The organism is Pseudomonas sp. G11-1 (assembly GCF_024031555.1).
Lineage (GTDB): Bacteria > Pseudomonadota > Gammaproteobacteria > Pseudomonadales > Pseudomonadaceae > Halopseudomonas > Halopseudomonas bauzanensis.
Window position 1 is genome coordinate 1,185,686 of record NZ_QEYQ01000001.1, and the last position, 19,387, is coordinate 1,205,072.

Annotated in this window: 15 protein-coding genes; 1 reads left to right on the forward strand and 14 read right to left on the reverse strand. The window is 58.7% G+C overall.

What is annotated here, in order from left to right:
* Positions 1–27 precede the first annotated feature (27 nt).
* The 4 genes from DHB74_RS05475 to DHB74_RS05490 form a co-directional block, all read right to left on the reverse strand.
* Positions 28–1,380 carry a hypothetical protein gene (locus tag DHB74_RS05475; RefSeq protein ID WP_499160948.1) on the reverse strand — a complete coding sequence of 451 codons (1,353 nt, stop codon included), beginning with the start codon at positions 1,378–1,380 and terminating at the stop codon, positions 28–30.
* A gap of 110 nt (positions 1,381–1,490) precedes the next feature.
* Complete coding sequence (gene aguA, locus DHB74_RS05480) at positions 1,491–2,588, reverse strand: agmatine deiminase (RefSeq protein ID WP_499160949.1); 1,098 nt, start codon at positions 2,586–2,588, stop codon at positions 1,491–1,493.
* 3 nt (positions 2,589–2,591) lie between these two features.
* On the reverse strand, positions 2,592–3,470 hold the full coding sequence (aguB, locus tag DHB74_RS05485; RefSeq protein WP_036989024.1) for an N-carbamoylputrescine amidase: 879 nt from the start codon (positions 3,468–3,470) through the stop codon (positions 2,592–2,594).
* A 71-nt stretch (positions 3,471–3,541) separates the two neighbouring features.
* Complete coding sequence (locus tag DHB74_RS05490) at positions 3,542–4,390, reverse strand: EamA family transporter (RefSeq protein ID WP_136868750.1); 849 nt, start codon at positions 4,388–4,390, stop codon at positions 3,542–3,544.
* 164 nt (positions 4,391–4,554) lie between these two features.
* Between DHB74_RS05490 and DHB74_RS05495 the strand changes: the two genes are divergently transcribed.
* Complete coding sequence (locus DHB74_RS05495) at positions 4,555–5,052, forward strand: RidA family protein (RefSeq protein WP_280164812.1); 498 nt, start codon at positions 4,555–4,557, stop codon at positions 5,050–5,052.
* Between the two features lie 23 nt (positions 5,053–5,075).
* On the opposite strand, the gene DHB74_RS05500 is transcribed toward DHB74_RS05495, so the two are convergent.
* The 10 genes from DHB74_RS05500 to DHB74_RS05545 form a co-directional block, all read right to left on the reverse strand.
* Positions 5,076–6,938, reverse strand: a complete 1,863-nt coding sequence (locus DHB74_RS05500; protein ID WP_136868749.1) for a sigma 54-interacting transcriptional regulator — start codon at positions 6,936–6,938, stop codon at positions 5,076–5,078.
* A gap of 38 nt (positions 6,939–6,976) precedes the next feature.
* Positions 6,977–7,615 (reverse strand): 3-isopropylmalate dehydratase small subunit, encoded by a 639-nt coding sequence (gene leuD, locus DHB74_RS05505; protein WP_136868748.1) that lies wholly within the window; start codon positions 7,613–7,615, stop codon positions 6,977–6,979.
* Positions 7,616–7,618: 3 nt separating this feature from the next.
* Positions 7,619–9,034 carry a 3-isopropylmalate dehydratase large subunit gene (gene leuC / locus DHB74_RS05510; protein ID WP_499160950.1) on the reverse strand — a complete coding sequence of 472 codons (1,416 nt, stop codon included), beginning with the start codon at positions 9,032–9,034 and terminating at the stop codon, positions 7,619–7,621.
* A gap of 42 nt (positions 9,035–9,076) precedes the next feature.
* Positions 9,077–9,448, reverse strand: coding sequence for a hypothetical protein (locus DHB74_RS05515; protein ID WP_136868746.1), 372 nt, complete (start codon positions 9,446–9,448; stop codon positions 9,077–9,079).
* Entirely contained in the window at positions 9,432–10,022 is a 591-nt protein-coding gene (locus tag DHB74_RS05520) for an isochorismatase family protein (protein WP_136868745.1), read from the reverse strand. The genes DHB74_RS05515 and DHB74_RS05520 overlap by 17 nt, the downstream gene beginning before the upstream one ends.
* 8 nt (positions 10,023–10,030) lie before the next feature.
* Positions 10,031–11,884, reverse strand: coding sequence for a hydantoinase B/oxoprolinase family protein (locus DHB74_RS05525; protein WP_136868744.1), 1,854 nt, complete (start codon positions 11,882–11,884; stop codon positions 10,031–10,033).
* Between the two features lie 5 nt (positions 11,885–11,889).
* Positions 11,890–13,953: a hydantoinase/oxoprolinase family protein gene (locus DHB74_RS05530; RefSeq protein ID WP_499160951.1), complete on the reverse strand. Its 2,064-nt coding sequence runs from the start codon at positions 13,951–13,953 to the stop codon at positions 11,890–11,892.
* 72 nt (positions 13,954–14,025) lie between these two features.
* Entirely contained in the window at positions 14,026–15,282 is a 1,257-nt protein-coding gene (locus DHB74_RS05535; RefSeq protein ID WP_499160952.1) for a DUF1329 domain-containing protein, read from the reverse strand.
* 16 nt (positions 15,283–15,298) lie between these two features.
* Positions 15,299–16,951: a DUF1302 family protein gene (locus DHB74_RS05540; RefSeq protein ID WP_499160953.1), complete on the reverse strand. Its 1,653-nt coding sequence runs from the start codon at positions 16,949–16,951 to the stop codon at positions 15,299–15,301.
* A gap of 19 nt (positions 16,952–16,970) precedes the next feature.
* Positions 16,971–19,385 (reverse strand): efflux RND transporter permease subunit, encoded by a 2,415-nt coding sequence (locus DHB74_RS05545; protein ID WP_499160954.1) that lies wholly within the window; start codon positions 19,383–19,385, stop codon positions 16,971–16,973.
* Positions 19,386–19,387 lie beyond the last annotated feature (2 nt).

Genomic DNA, 19,387 nt, shown 5'->3' on the forward strand with positions numbered 1-19,387 from the left:
ACTAACCGCAGGGGGGTGCCCTTTCATTCAGAGTGCTGCGCTGACCGATAGCACGAAGTTGCCGGTGCCCTGGTCGCCGTAGGTACTGTTGATCAACTGGTACTCACCCGCTCCCAGATACAGCTCCAGCTGGGCATTGGTGCCTCCGGCGCTGTCATCATCCAGCTCTTCCAGCCCCTGTCCCTGCAAACCCAGCATTGCGTCAAAGTCCGATGAGCGCAGGGTAATCCGGTAGCGTCCGGGTTGCTCGATTGGCAAAGCGACGGTCGTCGGCTGCCCCTCGCTCAGGCGTCCCACGCGGGTTTCGCCCGGTGCGATACGACCATCCAGCTGCGCCACTTCGGTCAGCTCGGTACGCAGGGTGAATACCCCTTCCCCGTTGCCATGCTGTGCGGCGTTGATACGGTAGGTACCCGGCTCGACCACCACGCTCAGCAGCGCATCATGACCGCCACCGCTGTCATCATCACGCGCGTTGACACCCAGGCCAGACAGCTCCAGCAGGCTATCGATATCATCCGACTGCATGCTCACCTGCAGCAAGCCAGACTGTTCAACGGTCAGCCGGTAGGTCTGCGGATGCCCGGTCAGCATGCCAGTGGCATCGACGCCCAGGCGCAGCTCATCGCCATCACCGAGGTTGACTCCTTCGGGCATCTCCCAGCGTTTGAAGCTCAGGCTGTAGACCCCTTCGACACTGGTGTCGATGCCGCTTGCTATCAGCTGATAACTGCCTTCGGGCAGCATGGTCAGCATCCGGGAATCGGTGCCGCCAGCGCTGTCGTCATCCGTCCGGTTGATGCCATTGCCGCGCAGCTTCAACACAGTATCGAATTCGGCTGAGCGCATGACCAGCTCATACAGGCCTTTTTCCGCCACCTGCAGGCTATAGCGATTGCCGTTGTTCGAACTGCCGGCCCGCAGCCGCCCCAGGATATCCGCCTCCGGCTGCAGCTCACCGTCGTTGGTGAGTTCACCGGTGCTCAGCTCGACGCGGAAGGGGCCGTAATCGCTGGCACTTCGGCCGCTGACCGCCAGGCGGTAGCGACCATCCTTCTCCGGCTGCAGGAACAGGCTCTCGTTCCGCGGGCCGCTGACCAGCTCGCCCTGCTCCGACAACAGCAGCAACACCGGCTGGTTCAGCGCACCGCTGCTTTCCACTCGGTACAGGCTGCCACCCTGCAACTGCAGGTCGAAGCTCTGCGTACGCGAGCCATCGTTCAAGTTGATCGGGCTCTGGCTGGACAGCTCGCCAGTCAGGGTCGCGGGCACTTCGCTCACGACCGGAGTATCCGTCGAGGCGGTCGGTTCTTTACAGCCAGACAACAGGATCGCAAGGCCCGCCAGCGGCAGGGCGACAGCACGGTGTGCAAACGGCATAGAGCATCCTCAGTTTCAGCTCATTGACGAAAAAACGCCCGACAATCAAAGCATTGCCGGGCGCAGAGCAGAGACTATAAAACGTATTCCAGGGAATGGGCAGCGGATATTCAGACAGCGGGCTGTTGCTGAGTAATACAATGAATATTGCCGCCACCCAGAAGAATCTCACGTCCGGGCACCATCACCACCCGGCGCTCGGGAAACAGGGATTCAAGAATGGCCTGCGCCTGGGCGTCCTGCGGGTCATCAAATGCAGGCGCGATAATACCGCCGTTGACGATCAGGAAATTGATGTAGGAACCGGCCAGGCGAACGCTGGGCGAACGCGGCTGACTGCCTGGTACCTGATCCACCCCTGCGCATTCCGCAGTGGTGGCGTGAATCGGCCCGGGAATCGGCATCCGATGTACTGTCAGCTCCCGCCCCTGTGCATCCCGGCTGCTCTCCAATACGCGCAATGCTGCCTGGCACCGAACATGGTTGGGGTCAGTCGGATCATCGGTCCAGGCCAACAAGACCTCACCGGGGCGCACGAAACAGCAGAAGTTGTCCACATGGCCGTCGGTTTCGTCGTTGTATAACCCCTCCGGCAACCAGATGACGCGCTCGATGCCCAGATAATCCATCAACATCCGCTCAACCTCATGGCGTTGCAGGTGCGGGTTGCGATTGGCATTGAGCAGGCATTCCTCGGTGGTGATCAGGGTGCCCTCGCCGTCCACATGAATCGCCCCGCCCTCCAGTACGAAGCCGTCGGTACGATAACGCGGGCAGCGCTCCAGGCCGAGAATCTTGTCGGCCACCTGATCATCCCGGTTCCACGGCCAGTACAAGCCGCCATCGAAGCCGCCCCAGGCATTGAACACCCAGTCGACACCGCGCACCCCGCCCTGGCCATTGGTAACGAAGGTCGGGCCGGTATCACGCACCCAGGCATCATCGCTGCTGATTTCCACTACCCGAATGGCCGGGTGGTCCAGCTGCAGACTGGCGTTGGCATATTGCGCGGCAGATACGCCGACCGTGACCGGCTCGAAGCTGGCAATCGCGCGCGCTACCTCGGCAAAGGCGGCCTGGGCTGGTTTGGCTCCGAGCCGCCAGTTGTCCGGGCGTTCCGGCCAGAGCATCCAGGTCTGACTGTGCGGTGCCCACTCGGCGGGCATGGCGTAACCGTCGGCGCGGGGCGTACTGTGCAAGGTGTACATGAATCAGGACTCCAGCGAACCATCCAGGGTTTTCAGCGGACCATACAGATTCGGCCGGCGGTCACGGAACACGCCCCAGGCGGCGCGGATATGCTCCAGCTGGTCGAGATCAAATTGCTGCACCAGCACGGTTTCGTCGCTGTCATTGGCTTCCTGCACCTTCTCGCCGAACTGGTTGGCGATGAAGGAGGCGCCGTAGAAGGTGATGTCATAGCCGTCCTGCTCTTCCAGCCCAACCCGGTTGCTCGCCACCAACGGCATCAGATTGGCCCCGGCGTGGCCCTGTTGCACCCGCTGCCAATGATCCTTCGAGGTAATGGAGGAGTCATGCGGCTCACTGCCGATGGCGGTGGGATAGAACAGGATTTCCGCGCCTTGCAAGGCCATGGCCCGGGCGCTTTCCGGGAACCACTGATCCCAGCAGATACCCACACCGATAGTGGCAAAGCGGGTCTTCCAGACCTTGAAACCAGTATCACCGGGGTTGAAATAGTACTTTTCGTGATAGCCGGGGCCATCCGGAATATGACTTTTGCGGTACACACCCAGATTGCGTCCGTCGGCATCAATAATGACAACGCTGTTGAAGCGCGCCCGGCCAGACAACTCGAAGAAGCTGATCGGCAATACCACCTCGAGCTCCTTCGCCAGCTTGCTGAAATGCGCAATGGCAGGATTGTCTTCAACCGAGGTGGCCAGCTGCAGGTATTCAGGATTGGGCTTCTGGCAAAAATACGGGGTTTCGAACAGCTCCTGAATCAGAATGATCTGCGCGCCCTTGGCAGCGGCCTGCCGTACCAGTTGTTCGGCTTTGGCAATATTGGCCTGGCGATCCCAGCTGCAACTCATCTGGGTGGCGGCGACGGTAACGAGGCGGGGCATGGCGGTTCTCCGGCAGGTGGATAATGTATCAGAGCATAACCCATGCAACTCTCCATCGCCCCTTGGCGCTGTCATCGAGCTCTGAAACGCCACTGACTGAGAATGATGCCGGCAAACACACAGGCGGCACCGGCCCACTGCCAGCCGGTCAGGCCCTGATCCAGAAACCAGTAACCCAATGCCAATGCCGACAGAGGGCTGAGCAACAAGAGGATGGAAAGAAACACCGGATCCAGGCCACGCAAAGCACGAAACCACAGCAGATAGGGCGCCCCCGTGCCCAGCAATGCCAGATAGAGGTAGCCTCCCACCTCGCCGGAACTCAGGGACGGCGGCAGCCCCTCAAACCACAGCATAAAGGGCAACAGCAGCAGTCCCCCGAGCAGCAATTGCCACCCGGTAAAAGCCAGCAGCGGGATGGGCAGTTGCCAGCGTTTGACCAACAACGTGCCTAGCGCCATGCTGAACGCCGCCACTGTCGCCGCCAGGACGCCGATACCATCCCAGACCAGGCGGCTGGGAGAGACCAGCACCATGGCCACGCCCAGCAGCCCCAGCAGCACCCCGAGGATCATCTGCAGACCGGTACGTTGACGGAACAGCAGCCAACCAAAACCTACCACCAACAAAGGCTGGGTACAGATCAGCAAGGCAGCCAACCCCCCAGGCAAGCGATAGGCGCTGACAAACAGCGGCCAATGCAACAACGACATGCAGAGTGCACTTACTACCACCAATCTGAGCCAATCATCCCGCGACGGTATATAGCGGGTGATCAGCACCATAAGCAGTCCTATAGGCAGGATGCGCAAAACCGCAGCCGTCAGCGGTCGATCCGGTGGCAGCCATTCGGTGGTGACCAGATAGGTACTGCCCCAAACCAATGGCGGTAACGCCGCCATAACCCATAACCGACTCATACCGTCTTCTCCATTGAAACCGCTTATTGCCTGGGTGTCAGCAATATGGGTGCCAAACCACCTTTGCGGCGCTGTCCCGCCAATATCAGGGCCCGGCGAATGGCAGCTGGATCCGACATCCGTTCAGGATGAAGGCGTTTCGTGCATATTGCAGAGAGCAAACCTTGCTCGGCAGCAGCCAAACGCGCAGCGATGCCGGGTACAGGGAAACCAGCCAACTGGCGCGCTTCTTGCTGGCTGCACTATGTCTTTTACCTAGGAGTTCTGTAATGCAACGTATATATACCCAACCCGATCCGTTCGAGCCATTCGCCTTGTCTCAGGCCATCGCTGCGGGTGAATGGATTTTTGTGTCCGGCCAAGCCGCTTTAGATGCTCAGGGAAATATCGTCGGAGAGGATGACTTTCGATTACAAGCCGAGACCGCTTTCAATAATCTGCAGGCCATTCTGCAGGCGGCTGGTTCCGGGCTGCAGGACGTAGTGAAAGTCACCATATTCATGACCAACATGCAGTACTTCGGCGAGGTGGTTGAGCTGCGCCACCGCTACTTCAGCCAACCCTACCCGGCGGATAGTATTGTTGAGGTAAAAGCGCTGGCCCTGCCGCAACTGATGTTCGAGATTGAAGCCGTCGCCATGCGCGGAGCAGGTAAAAGCTGACAGGCCTGGCATCCAGTGTCGCGTTACAGTTCATCTTCTCCTCCGCGGATACGCTTGAGGCGCCGCCATAGCGTTGTCTGGCTGATACCAAGGTACTCAGCCGCCTGGGCCTTATTGCCACCGAACATCTGCAACGCCTTGACGATCTCCTCCTGCTCGATGTTATGCAAATGCCCACCACGCGGCTCAATTGTTGGCTGCTCGTATAGTTCGGGAAGAACCCTGGGCAGTGATTCAACCAGCAACTCCCAGTTACCATACAGCTTGAGCGAGACAATCAGACGCTCAACGTAGTTCTCCAGCTCACGGACGTTGCCGGGCCAGCGGTAGCGTCGGAAAATCGGGGTAATCCCCTTGACCAGATCCTCCAGCGCCACCTCAATGCCGTAGCGCAGCGACTCGTTGCGCATGAGAAACTCGGTCAGCACAGGAATATCTTCCGGGCGCTCGCGTAAGGGCGGCATGTGTACCTGAAAGGTACTGATCCGGTAGTACAGATCTTCACGGAAACGACCGGCTCGCACTTCTTCCATCAAGTCCACGTTGGCGGCTGCAACAAACTTGATATTCAGGGCAATGGGCCGGCGGGAGCCAACAGGTGAGATCTCTCGCTCCTGTAGCACCCGGAGCAGCTTGGCTTGCTGGGACAGCGGCAACGAGTTGATCTCGTCCATGAAAAAGGTGCCACCGTTTGCAGCCTCCAGCAGACCCGACTTGCCGCCACTCTTGGCGCTGGTAAAAGCCCCATCGGCGTAGCCGAACAGCTCGGACTCAAACAGTTCCGCAGGAATAGCCGCGCAGTTAATGGCGATAAAGGGCCCTTTCGCATTAGCACTGGCCTGATGCGCCTGTCGAGCAGCAAGCTCCTTGCCGGTACCTGTTTCACCGCGAATCAACACCGTGCCCGGTGTGGCGCCGTATACCAGTAGCTGATTCTGCACATCCGCCATGCGGCCAGACTGATAGACCAGTCGGCGATTGTCACCATTCGATACGGCCACCGGGCTTGGCACTACATGATAAAGATAGCCAACCCGCTCGCCACCGACATCAAACGACTGCTTGCTCAGGTTGCATAGTCGCTCGCCAAGCAGCAGACCCTCTGCACTGATGCTCTCGGCCTCGAGCACCCGGGCATCAAACAGGCCATCCAGCCGGCGCCGACGATGGAGTGAGGGTAGCAGGCTGCTGGCGCCTGCGTTCCACGACACAATCCCACCCTCGCGGTTGGTCAATATCTGCGCGTTGGACGTCTGATCCATGAGGAACTGCACCAGAGCATGCTGCTGTTGCTGACGCTTGTGCTCCCCGGCATGGCGTATCGCCTTGCGTATCAGGTTACGGCAGGACTCCCGGGAGTACAGCAGGACTGATTCCAACCCCCACTGCCGGGCCAGATCACAGGCGTAGCTGGAGCCGATCACCACACCAAACCCCTGGTCGCGCAGGTTGTGGAAAACTTCCTTGGCGTGTTCGGCGGTACTGTAGGTGTGATGTGACAGTTCAAGACCGTCGAACAGACCAAGCAATTCAAGATTGGTCTCCTGCCGCTCGTAAGTGAGCAACAGAATGCGGGAGGAGATTCGCCGGGCGGTAATAACCGCCTGGACCAGATCCGTTTGCTCTACCTTCAACGCCAATACCGGCATCGGCAAGGTATCGTTCAGATAGAAGGCATTGGCGCCAGCGCTGATAAATACATCTACCGCCTGACGCTCGATCAAATCCCGTGCTGAGCGCACCGCGTCATTGAAAATGTTATCAATGATGGTGATGCTGGCGACCGCCTCAAACTCAGGTATGAGGCTATGCACCAGCCGGCTCAGCTTCGAGTTACCGATCAGGCACACCCTGACCCGGTCAAGTTCCGCATTGGCAAATTCCACGCTCTGACCTCTTTTATTGTTATCGGGGCAGTGGGAGCTCAGGAACGAAAAACCCAGGGTTCTTCGCGCTGCCTTATGGCCTCATATGTTTTTATCTGTTCCGCGTACTGCAGGGTCTCGCCAATCTCATCCAACCCGCTGAGCAAACGCTGACGACGGCCCTCCTCCAGCTCGAAGACCCAGTTGAGGGTACCGACTCGCAACATTCTGTCGGTCAAATTTACCTGCACTTGCAGGCCGATCTCGGCCTGCGCCAGGTCGAACAACTGATCGACCTCGGCCTGCGGTAACCTCAGCGGCAGCACACCATTATTGAAACAGTTATTGTCGAATATATCGCCGAAGCTGGGAGCGATAATGACCCGCACACCAAAATCCCGCAGGGCCCATACGGCATGTTCACGACTGGAGCCGCAGCCGAAATTGGCTTGGGCAAGCACCACACTACCACGCCGATAAGGCTCCCGGTTAAGAATGAAATCAGGGTTTTCCCGCCGCGATGAAAGCGGGGTATCAATCTCTCCCGGATCGAGATAACGCTCGTCGTCGAATAGAAAATTGCCGAAGCCGTGAGAGTCCAGACTCTTCAGGTATTGCTTGGGTAGCAACATATCGGTATCAATGTTGGCCCGGTTCAGCGGAATAAGAATTCCCGAATGCGTGATCAAAGGCTGCATATTTCAAAGGCTCCTGAAATCAACCAGTTCCCCAGCCACTGCCGCAGCAGCGGCCATAGCCGGGGACATCAAATGGGTACGTCCACCCTTGCCCTGGCGTCCTTCAAAGTTACGATTGGAAGTCGCGGCGCAGCGCTCGCCTGGATTCAATCGGTCCGCATTCATGCCCAGACACATGGAGCAGCCCGGCGCTCGCCATTCAAACCCAGCTGCCTTGAAGATGCGATCCAGCCCTTCCCGCTCTGCCTGCAGGCGTACCAGTCCAGAGCCAGGTACCACTAGCGCCTGACGAACGCGGCCATGTACTCGGCGATCACGCAAAACGGCGGCCGCAGCGCGTAGATCCTCAATGCGCGCATTGGTACAGGAACCGATAAACACTCGATCCACCGGTAGCCCGGCCAGCGGCTGCTGCGATTTCACTCCCATGTAACTGCGGGCGCGCTTCCAATCCAGCCGTTGCAGCGCGTCACTAGCCTGACTATCGTCGGGAATCAGGCCATCAATCGACGCCACCATATCTGGCGAAGTGCCCCAGGTGACCTGAGGCTCGACATCTTCAGCGTCGAGTTCAAAAACCTTGTCAAACTTCGCATCCGCATCGGAATGCAGTGTGCTCCGCCAGACCTCTATCGCCGCTTGCCAGGCGTCGCCGGTGGGCGCCATGGGGCGGCCGCTGACGTACCGCTCGGTGACCTCGTCGTAAGCGATTAGTCCCACGCGCGCACCAGCCTCGATGCTCATGTTGCACAGCGTCATGCGTCCTTCCATGCTCAGAGCACTGATCGCTGTACCGCTGAATTCCAGTGCATGGCCGCTACCACCAGCGGCGCCGATGCGGCCGATGATGTACAGGGCCAGATCCTTGGCGGTAATGCCTGGCGCCAGCTTGCCGTTCACCTGAATACGGAAATTCTTCAGCTTGCGGCTGCGCAGCGTCTGGGTCGCCAGCACATGTTCAACCTCGCTGCTACCGATCCCATGGGCCAGTGCCGCGAGAGCGCCGTGGGTGGCGGTGTGAGAGTCACCGCATACCAATGTCACTCCCGGCAAGGTGAACCCCTGCTCAGGCCCGACGATATGGACTATACCCTGCCGCACATCGTCCAGCGCAAACAGCGGAATCGCAAAGTCTCGGCTGTTGTTTTCCAATGTCGCGATCTGCCGTCTGGCGATGGGGTCAGCCACACCGCCAATGCCCTGCTCGCGGCTGAGCGTCGGCACGTTGTGATCCGGCGTCGCCAGGCTGGTATCAAGCCGCCAAGGCCGTCGCTCAGCCAGACGTAAGTTGGAAAATCCCTGGGGCGAGGTCACCTCATGCAACAAGTGACGGTCGATATACAGAAGCGTAGAGCCATCTGGCATATCAGCGACCCGGTGCCGCTCCCAGAGTTTGTCATAGAGCGTGTGTGCTCCCATATGTACCTCGAGACAGTCAGTTATCAAGGATATCGAGCAGGTTCAGCGCTGCTGTGGCGTCCAGGGCACCCAGCGATAAAGTGCACCAGCGGTACCGCTGGCCACCCGATAGCCGCAGTAACTACTCAGCCGCCCTCCCGCCTGCGGCTGGATAATGCACAAAGGACGCTGGCAACTCTGCTCATCCACCTCAGCCAGCTCAAGTACTTGCCTGCTGCGATCCAGCTCAGCCCGGGAAACTTCCCGCTGCACACCATCAAGGCGCGCTACATTGGCCTTGAAATGCCCCACCCAGGCGGCCACATACCGCTCACACAGAGGCGACTGCCGGGTTAGCTCCGGCGATGTAACGCCGCCGGGATGAGAAGCGCAGGCACTCAGGCACAGCAGCAATACGCTAGCCAAGTAGCGCAAGGCAATCCTCCACGGAGCGGACGTCCGCATACTTGATGCTCAAGTCCCTGAGGTTGGCCACATGCGCTTGCGCATCACGATCCCCCGTGGCCTGCTCGGGAATCAGTACCCGAAAATCGTGCTGCAACGCGTCCACTGCGGTAGCGCGAACGCACCCACTGGTCGTCAGGCCCGTGACCATTACGCCATCCGCGCCCGCCTGACGAATCAACTCCGCCAGGTTGGTACCAAAAAAAGCACTAGCCCAGAACTTTACGATCACCGGCTCACCCACCCTGGGCTCAAGCCGCGGATCGATTCTTACCAGCGAAGAGTCGGCCTTCAGAATATTCAGGGCAGGTAATTTTTCGCGGAACACACGGGCCTGAACCGGACTGTCATAGGCCACCGTAGTGAAAAACACTGGCCAGCCGCGCTGGCGAAACGCCTCAAGCAACTTTACGTTGGCCGCCACCACAGCGTCACATGAACTGGCCAGAGGACTACGTTGCGGGTCGGTAAAACCCACCGCCAGGTCGACCAGCACCAGCGCATAGCGCTGGGCTGGAGTCAGAGAACGGGAATCCAGAGTCATGCCTCACCTCAATTCCAGGATGGAGTAACCGGTGCCGGCAAGCCGGTTTCCTCAAGGCAGCGTGTCTTGAGCTGATCCAGCGTACCGCCACGATCAAACAACTGAAGTTCACCGCGCTCAGCAGCTATTTGCTCGCGTAGCCCAGATGTTGCCTGCGTGTCGACAGCAGCATCGGCAATCACCACGCCATAGCGACGGGCGCCTTCAACGGTGACCAGCCCCTTATCCACATCGCGCAAGACCAATGCAGGATCACGCGCCAGGGGATCACCCCAACCGCCGCCGCCCCAGGTGTCGAACAACAGCAAGTCGCCGGCCTTGACCTGGATGTTGTCGCACTTGGCTGGCAAGATCTGCCGACTGCCATCGGCCCGAATCAGCTCCTTGCGACTGCGCTCACCCGGCGCCCCGCCATTTACACCCCAGGGGTAGGTCAGCCAGCGATCGTCATGGATGGAGACGTCTCCATCGACCAGTAAGCGATAGGCCACACGCAAACCGTTGCCACCACGGTGCAACCCTGCACCGCCCGAGTCGGCCAGCGTTTCGTAGGTGTCGATACGCAGCGGAAAGTAGGCCTCGACATACTCATTGGGTACGTTGGTAAAACCGGGCCACAGCGAGTGACCATCCGGCCCATCGCCCACCGGCCGGCCGGGAATACCGCCAAAGCCAATCTGGAACAGCTGGAACCATTCACCTTTCTGGTCGTAGCCGGAATACATGAAGTGCGGTGAGTCGGAGAAGCCAGCGGCGTTCATGGCCTCTGGCGTGCCCTGGCCAAGCAGCCCGCCCATCATGTCGAAAATCCGCCCGAGCAGGTGCGTACGGCAGGACAGCGCCGCCGGGAAGTTCGGCTTGAGAATCGAGCCCTGCGGAATACGCACCTCGACCAGGTCATAGAAGCCATCGTTGAGCAGAATGGCCGGGTCATACAAGCTGATGGTCAAGGCCCCGAAGAAAATCTTGAACATTTCTTCGTTGACGTAGAAGTTGACCGACGAGGGGGCCTGAGGGTCGGTACCTTCGAAGTCGAAGATGGCCTTGTCCCCTTCCCGCCATAGCGCGCAACGCAGGGTGTAAGGCCCCAACCCAGCACCATCGTCGCAAATGTAGTCCTCAAATTCCTGACGCTGCTCCGGCACTACCCGGGCGATGACCTCACGCATGGCCCGGTAGGTACGATCAAGCATTTCTTGTTGGGCGCTGTAGAAGGCGTCATCGCCGAAGCGTTCGGCCAGTTCGACGCAACGTCTGCTGGCGGTGCGGCAGGCGGCCACAATGGCATTCAGATCAGAGCGGTTCCAACGGGGCATGCGTACGTTATGAAGAATGACATCGAGCATGTCGCTGTTCATTTCTCCACGGCGATACAGCTTGACCGGGGGAATACGGATACCTTCTTCCCAGATGGTACTGGCAGCCGTCGGCAGACTCCCGGGCACCTTGCCGCCCACATCGGACATATGCCCGAACATGGCGGCATAGTTGATAATCCGGCCATCCTTGAAGATCGGCATGAGCACCAACCAGTCCGGCAGGTGGCTGACGGCTCCGTTGCACAGATAGGGGTCGTTGGTGAGAAAAACGTCGCCCTCTTCTATTTCTCCTTCGTAGCTATCAAGAAAGCCGGTGATAAAGGAGCCGAATTGGCCGACAATCATCTTGCCTTCAGAGGTGGCAATCATCGGGAAGGCATCACCCTGCTCGCGGATACCAGGGCTCATGGCGGTGCGAAAGAGCACCGCATCCATTTCCTTGCGAGCGTTGGCCAGCGCATTCTCAACAATATCAATGGTGATGTTGTCCACATCGATGCGCTGAAAGGCGGTGTTGTTTGTCTGTTTTATTTTCGCAACCATTGTTGTTACTCCTGACCCTGGGGGCGAATCAATAGGTTGCCGACGTGATCGACAGCGGCTTCATAACCGGGGAAGAGAACAGTGGTGGAGTCCATCTCCATGACGATAGCGGGGCCGGGCACAACCAGCCCAGGTGCCAGACGCTGACGGTCGTAAAGGGTGGCCTGATATTCCTCACCGGAAACATAGATGGGCGACGTACCGGTAACGGCGTCTTGCAGATTGACACCCTCGGTTTCAAATACCCGCTCGGTGATATCCGGACGTGGAGAGCGCGCAATGGCCCGTAGGTTGACCAACTCATGCGCCTCGCTCATGAAGAAGGTGAACAACTGCTCGTGTTCTGCATCGAAGGCTGTGGAGATAGCCTCCAACCCTTGTTCCTGCAGCGTCTGGAGATCAATATCCAACGTTAATAGCAGCGCCTGCCCCTGATACCGCACATCTACCTGCCAAGTCAGTTGCTGCAGCTCGGCTGCCACGCCCTGCGAAGCCAACGAACCACGCACGGCATCGCCCAGTTGCTGCAGTGTTTGCAGAACCTCTTCTTTTCCGAGATCGCTGATGCGCTTGACCAACGAGCGGGACGCTTCGTCTTTGACCCGTGTAGTGGCATCGCCATAGGCGCACAGCACGCCCGGTGCAGGCGGTACAATTACCGGCCAGGAGTTCATCAGGATCCCCATGGCGTTGGCATGTAATGGCCCAGCACCACCGAAACCGCAGAGCGCAAAATCACGCGGGTCGTAGCCCTGTTCAACACTGATCAGACGCAGCGCCCCGTACATGTGTTCAGTGGCAATCCGCACAATGCCTTCAGCTGCATCGTGCAGTGACACACCCATGGCATCGGCTATCTTCTGAACCGCAGCGACGGCCAGATCCTTGCGCGGCTGAAAATCCCCTCCCAGCTTCTGCTCGGCCGGCAGATAGCCCAACACCACGTTGGCATCGGTCACCGTAGCTTCATCACCACCACGATCATAGGCCGCCGGCCCTGGTACCGCTCCGGCGCTTTCCGGCCCGACGCGCAATGCCTTGGTCAGCTCTGGTACCGTCGCAATGGAACCGCCACCTGCACCTACTGTGCGCACATCCACAGAGGGAGCGCGCACCGATACGTCACCTACCCGCGTCTCCCGGCGAATGCGCGCCTGATTGTTGTCAATCAACGCCACATCCGTAGAGGTACCACCCACGTCAAAAGTCAGCACCTTGCTGAAGCCACCCCGGGAACAGAACCAGATCGCCCCCGCTACCCCGCCGGCGGGCCCGGACAGCAGCATATTGACTGGTGTTGCAGCTGCTGACTGACTGGTAGCCAATCCGCCGTCGGAACGCAGGATCGACAGCTGCACATCCGGCCGCAGGCGTTTGACCAATTCGCTCTGCAGGTGCTCCATGTAGGCCGCGACCTGGGGGCGCACGTAGCTGTTGACTACGGTGGTTTCGGTGCGCTCGTACTCTTGCATTTCCGGCACCACCTCGGAGGACAGCGAGACCGGAATCCCCGGCATCACCTGCTGCGCCAGCTCGTAGATGGCCCGCTCGTGGGTATCGCTGACATAGGCGTTCACCAGACTGATAGTCAGCGCTTCAATACCGGTTTTTCTCAGCCGCTCCAGTTCCTGAACCATGGCCTCACGATCGAGGTCGCGCACTACGTTACCCTGGGCATCAATACGCTCGTCGGCCTCCACCGTCCATTCCAGCGGGGCCAGCAGCTCACCTTTGTTGAAGGTTACCCAGCCGCCCAGGCCGCCCGGTACGAAGGAGCGGGCAATATGCAGCACTTGCTTGTAGCCCTTGGTGGTGACCAGGCCGACCTTGGCACCACGGCGGGTCAGGATGGCATTCGTGGCGACGGTGGTACCGTGCATGACCGAGCGGATATCCGAGGGCTTCACCCCGGAGATTCGACACAGCTTATCGATTCCCTGGAGCACCGCAATCGAGGGGTTGTGCGGTGTGGAAGGAACCTTGGCGGTAAAACTGTCGCCGGTTGCATCATTTATAAGAAGCAGGTCGGTGAAGGTTCCGCCCACGTCTGCACCCAAACGAAAACTCATGTTGCCTCCAGCACTTTTATTAGAGTTATGTCGCGCTATGAAAGCCGGGGCACTCGCACCCCGGCGGATAGGTTAGCGTGCAGCCCTTTCCAGCTCGCGCAGGGCAATATCTTCGGCAGTGATACCGGGCGTGTTCAGGCGCGGGCCGCCCAGAACAAACGCCGTGCCATGCCGCCGCTGGTAATCAATGGTGAAGCCCGCAGCAGAAACGATGCCCACGTCACCATCCTCGGTCTTGATGGACTTGAGGTGGTAGTTCATCCATTTCCAGAACTGCCCCTGGCGATCAAAGGCTTCAGCCTGATAGAAGCGCGGGAACTCGACATCCATGTACATGACCTTCTTGCTGTAGGGGTGCTCCGGTGGCGTGATAGCTTCCACAACCCACACCTGGCGGGGTTCCCAATGATCCTTTGGGTTCCAGTGCGGCCAGTTGTCCAGGTCCACTACCGGGAACTCGGCATTCCCGGAAGCCTTCTGGTCCCAGGTTTCCCCAGTGGAGTTAGCTACCGCCAGGATCCACCGCTTACCCAGCAACTTGTACTCTGGATACCAGGTCGGGTGAGCGTTGAAGATCTCGATATCATCGTTGAGCTGATCAGTACCGCCGATAGGGTCCATCCAGGTACCGCCGGATAGGCGACGGGTACGCCGCACCGACTTCACGTAGGCCCAGGAGTCTTCCAGCTTGGGTGAGTCATAGCGGATGGTGAACAGGCCCAGGCCACGAATATCATTGGGGTAAGTGGCGTAAAGCAGGGTCTTGGTCAGGATACTGCCGTCGCCCTCGACCACCTGATCGGTGCCCAGCCGGCCTTTCAGGAAATAGCGCTTGAATGCCCACTGCTGGCGCCGCTCCAGGCCTACCCTGTCGTTAAGAAACAGATAACCGAAGTTCGGATAGTCCTGCAGATTCTTGGTCGGTTGGGCGTAGTGGTGGTTCCAGATCAACTTGGCCGCTGCGTCCGGATCATCCTCGCTGATCTCGGGAAAGGGGATACCTGCTACCCAACCTTCAACCAGGCGGGTATCGGGGTTGTACACCGCCTTGCCAGCGTTGGCCTCGGTCGCCGCCAGGTAGTCCTTACCCAGAACGACAGGCTCAGATGCCTTGAGCTTCAGACTCAAACCCTCATTCTGGATCAGCAGCTTCATCCGCTCGGTCAGCAAGCTGTCGATACTGTGGCCCTCAAAGCTATCGGTCAGATGTTGCTCAAGGCTTTGTTTGTTGAGAACAGTACCTGGTGCCAATTCCGCCGCCTGGGTAACCAGCGAGGCGGAAAGCGTCAGCGCCAGAGCGGCCGTCAGTCGATGCATGGTGATTTTCATTATTGTTGTCTCCCGATCAGAACTGATAGGTAATGCGCAGCGACAACTGATCGTTGCCGGCGAAGTAACCGAACAGGTTGGTGTTGTTGAACCCTTGCAGCGCCCGCTTCTGCCGCTGGTCATCAAAGAAGATGTCCGCTTCGGCACGTACACGCCAATGGTTGCCATAGGCGAACTCGACACTCGGAATCACGAAGCTGCCGCCGTAGCTCAGGTCGGTACCCAGTGCCAGCGAAGGGTTGATCCGGTCGTTGTCGTAGTTGGTGGCCAGAATGGCCGTGGCGATGGTGGAGTGTTCCTTGGTGCGACCACTGAAGCCGGCCGAGTTGACTATCTCGTCGTCACGGTCGTAGTTGGTGATCCAGGTATTGAACAACTGTACCGAGAAGAATGACGGGCGACTGGTCTTGAGGTAGCGCTGCAAGCTCAGCTGCTTGTCCATCCGCAGCATGGTCTTGACGACATCCTTCTCGATAATGCCGCAAAAGCCCGGGAAGAAAGCGCAACCGCCGACCTCACCGGCCTGAATACCCACGTTGTAGGGCGAGTCTGGGATATAGGAGACCTCGGCTGAGAATACAGCATCAACCGACTCCACATACCGGTTGGCGGTGATACCGAAGACATCCACAAACGGGAAGATCAGTTCGCCCGCCGTGGAGTTGGGATCGGAACGATAATCGCCCTTGTAGGCGCCTTCGAAGGGACGACCACTGGCAGCGTCACCCACGCCCAACGGGTTATTCGGATTGGGGTTGATGACCGGGTTCAGCGATGGGCCATGGAACCAGCCCAACGAGTATTCCCACTCCCCAATCATGCTCTTCCAGCGCAGGCCATAGGATGGGTCGTCCATATCAGCGTCTTTATGCTTGAAGTTGTACGGCACGTCCGCGCCGAACGGTGCAGCTTCAAAGGTGATGCCCTTGTTCGGGTTATTAGCCCAGCGCCCCCCTTCCAGGTCGAAGCTGTTGCCGCGGTCACGCGCCCGGTTCATTCGCCCGGGGATGTAGAGCATCTGCAGGCTACCGTTCAGGCTATCGAAGCGCTCGACCACGTTGACCATCCACAGCGGCTTGCGGGAATCCTCGTTTTCCGGCTCCAGGAAGGAACGGATACGGTTGTCATAGCCGTGGATCACGTCCAGTGACTGGAAGAAGTCGGTTTCGCCCCAGACCACCTGCTGTTTACCTATCTTCAGCGAAGTGGTGGGGCGCACATCGGTCTGCCACCAGAACTCCCGGATCTCTTCAGTGTTGTAGACATCGTCCATCAGATTCACACTGGACTTGGTGCGATTGCTGAACAAATCCGATGCCGCGTTGCGATCCATTGCACGCTGCAGATCCTTCAGATAGTCGGTCTCGATTTCCCGAGCTGCCCGACCAGAAATGAACAGCTGCGAGTTACCGAGATCCTTGTACATGTTGAGTTTGAGAGTGGTGCGGGCCATGGACAGGTCATAGCGATAGTTGCGCCGGCGTTCCGCTCCGACCAGCCCATTTGGATCCCGCGTGTCCATGACATAGGGGTTTTCAAGGTTCCACGAGAGGTGCTCACGAATATACCCGCTGACCTCCCAGTCGTCGAAAAAGCCGCCTTCAGCTCTGGCTAGATCATGCGCTCCCAGACTTGCTGCCAATACCGCACAGGCTAGAGAGGTTCGCATGGCGCTCGATCTTGTTTTTTTATACGCGCTCATATTCATTTCCCGATGTATTCAGGTTGGTGAGGTTGCCCTCTGATGGGGCGTGGTTCGACTGGCTGGCGCCAAAAATGAAACTGGGTTTGAACACCAGCGCAAGCGAAGGCATGACGAAGAGGGAGGTCAATGCTGATACGGCCAGCCATAGGCCAATCAACATGCCCATCTCCGCCTGAAAACGCAGTGATGAAAAGGACCAGAAGAGTACGCCGGCGGCCAGGGTAAAGGCGGTCAGCACCACCCCACGGCCAGCCGATCCAAGGGACTGCAGTACGGCATCAAGGTGATCCGCTTCAGGATATTTCTCCAGGTACTCCTTCATCGAGTCAACGATATAGAAGGCATAATCCACCCCCAAACCGATACCCAGCGCCACTACCGGCAGGGTGCTGATGCTCATACCGATCCCCTGCCAGGCCATGAAGGCGAAAGTCACCACGTTGGAGATCAAGACCGGAATGATGAAAAAGATCCCGCTGACCGATGAGCGATACACCACCAGGCAACAGAGCACCACCACCAGGAAGGCCAGCGCTGTTGCCGCGATCTGGTCATTCAGCAGAATCTCGTTGACCGCGGCGATGATCCCGAGCACACCACCGAACAGCTTGATTTCGACCCCTTCTAGCGGGTTTTCAGCGATGAACTGGTTGGCATAATGGGTCGCCTTGCGCAGGGTGTCGCCCTTGTGGTCCCGGAAGAACAGGGTGACCGAGGCATTGTTGAACACCACATCGACAAACTGGTTCAGGTCATCCGGATCCGCTCCCTGCATGTAGAAGCTGATCAGTTCGCCATTCTCCATGCTGCTGGCACCGAGTTCGCCGTAGCGGGGGTTGCCCTCGTAGAGATTGCGCCGAATGTCGATAACGATATCCGCCAGCGAGACCGCACCGCCGATTTCTGGCTGACGTTCCATATAGCGGGAAAAGCGCAGCATCCAGTCCAGTACTTCCGGTCGCTTCATAGCATCCAGCTCGCCCCCTTCAAGCACCACGAACATCTGCTCGGAGCCGGGATACAGCTGGTTGATCAGGGCACTGTCGCGGTTGAATTGCGAGTTCTGCCAGAGGATTGGCGAGCCATCGCTGGCATCACCCACGTTGACTTTGGTGGCCTCGAACATGAAACCAGCCAGTAGCACCAGCGTGACCGGCCCTACCCAATACCGCGCGCGGGTGCGCACTACCCACTTGGCGCCAGACAGGATGATCCGCATGAACCCATCAAGGTTGAAGGGGTGTGCGTAGCCCTGCGGGCGGCGGATATATGACAGCAGTACCGGCGTGAGAAACACCGCCGAGACGGTAATGCTCATCACCCAGATGGCGCCAACGATGGCAACCTTATGCAACAGCGGGATGGGCGTGATGATCACGCAGAGAATGGCGCCAGCATCGGCATACAAACCCAGCATGCTGGGACGGAACAGCTCACGCATGGTCTGCTCGGATGCCTTGCGCGCATCCAGCTCGCCATTGTGTATCAGATCATCGAACCGGGTGATCATCTGCACCGAATGGGAGAAGGCCCGAGCCGTGATGATGAAAGCAACGACGATGACCAACGGGTCGAAGTTGTAACCCAACAAGGTACCGATACCCAGCGCCCAGATCGCCGCAACAACACCGGCGATCAGCGGCAGCAGAGTGCCGCGCCAAGTGCGGGCGAATACGAACAACAGCAACAGCATGGCCACCAGCGACAGAACGGCGATGCTGACCGTCTCGTCCAGATAATGCGACACCCAGCCATACAGGATCGGCTCACCCACCAGGTGCAGGCTCACCTTATCAGCCACTGGCGACGCATCCAGCAGCCCCTGGATCTGTGGAAAGATGGTGCTGTAGTCCACCAGGTGATCATAGAAATCCACCTGAATCAGCGCAGAGCTCAGATCCCGATCGACAAACAAGCCATACACCAGCGGATTGTTCAGCACCGCCTGACGCAGATCACGCATCTGTTCTGCGGTTTGCGGCAGATCGGGCCACATCAGCGGACGGGTTTCAATGCCCTCACTGGAGGCGTTGACGCGCTTGAGCTTCTTCGAGGCCAACGAGGTGATCTGCATGGGGTTGACGCCTTGCACCTGCTGCAGACCAACGGTAATGCGCTGGATCTCCCCGAGCACCTCCTGACGGAAGATGTCGCCTTCCTTGGCCTTGACCAGGATAGTGACCCGGTTACTCGCGGCGAAACTGTCCTGGTATTTCTGGTGCACTTTTACATAGGGGTGATCATGGGGAACCATGTCACTGAATTGCGTGCGGATATCCAGGCCGCTCAGGGTCATTGCAAAACCCAGAGTGATGATGCTTACAACGACCAACACCGCAAGGCGATGACGAATGGCCCAGGCACTCAAGCGTGCTGTGCGAGTTGTAAAATAATTCATGA

Bases quoted from the DNA above. Each gene is read 5' to 3' on its own strand.
- DHB74_RS05475 (WP_499160948.1), bottom strand. From the start codon at position 1,380: ATGCCGTTTGCACACCGTGCTGTCGCCCTGCCGCTGGCGGGCCTTGCG.
- aguA (WP_499160949.1), bottom strand. From the start codon at position 2,588: ATGTACACCTTGCACAGTACGCCCCGCGCCGACGGTTACGCCATGCCC.
- aguB (WP_036989024.1), bottom strand. From the start codon at position 3,470: ATGCCCCGCCTCGTTACCGTCGCCGCCACCCAGATGAGTTGCAGCTGG.
- DHB74_RS05490 (WP_136868750.1), bottom strand. From the start codon at position 4,390: ATGAGTCGGTTATGGGTTATGGCGGCGTTACCGCCATTGGTTTGGGGC.
- leuD (WP_136868748.1), bottom strand. From the start codon at position 7,615: ATGCAGCCTTTGATCACGCATTCGGGAATTCTTATTCCGCTGAACCGG.
- leuC (WP_499160950.1), bottom strand. From the start codon at position 9,034: ATGGGAGCACACACGCTCTATGACAAACTCTGGGAGCGGCACCGGGTC.
- DHB74_RS05520 (WP_136868745.1), bottom strand. From the start codon at position 10,022: ATGACTCTGGATTCCCGTTCTCTGACTCCAGCCCAGCGCTATGCGCTG.
- DHB74_RS05525 (WP_136868744.1), bottom strand. From the start codon at position 11,884: ATGGTTGCGAAAATAAAACAGACAAACAACACCGCCTTTCAGCGCATC.
- DHB74_RS05530 (WP_499160951.1), bottom strand. From the start codon at position 13,953: ATGAGTTTTCGTTTGGGTGCAGACGTGGGCGGAACCTTCACCGACCTG.
- DHB74_RS05535 (WP_499160952.1), bottom strand. From the start codon at position 15,282: ATGAAAATCACCATGCATCGACTGACGGCCGCTCTGGCGCTGACGCTT.
- DHB74_RS05540 (WP_499160953.1), bottom strand. From the start codon at position 16,951: ATGCGAACCTCTCTAGCCTGTGCGGTATTGGCAGCAAGTCTGGGAGCG.
- DHB74_RS05545 (WP_499160954.1), bottom strand. From the start codon at position 19,385: ATGAATTATTTTACAACTCGCACAGCACGCTTGAGTGCCTGGGCCATT.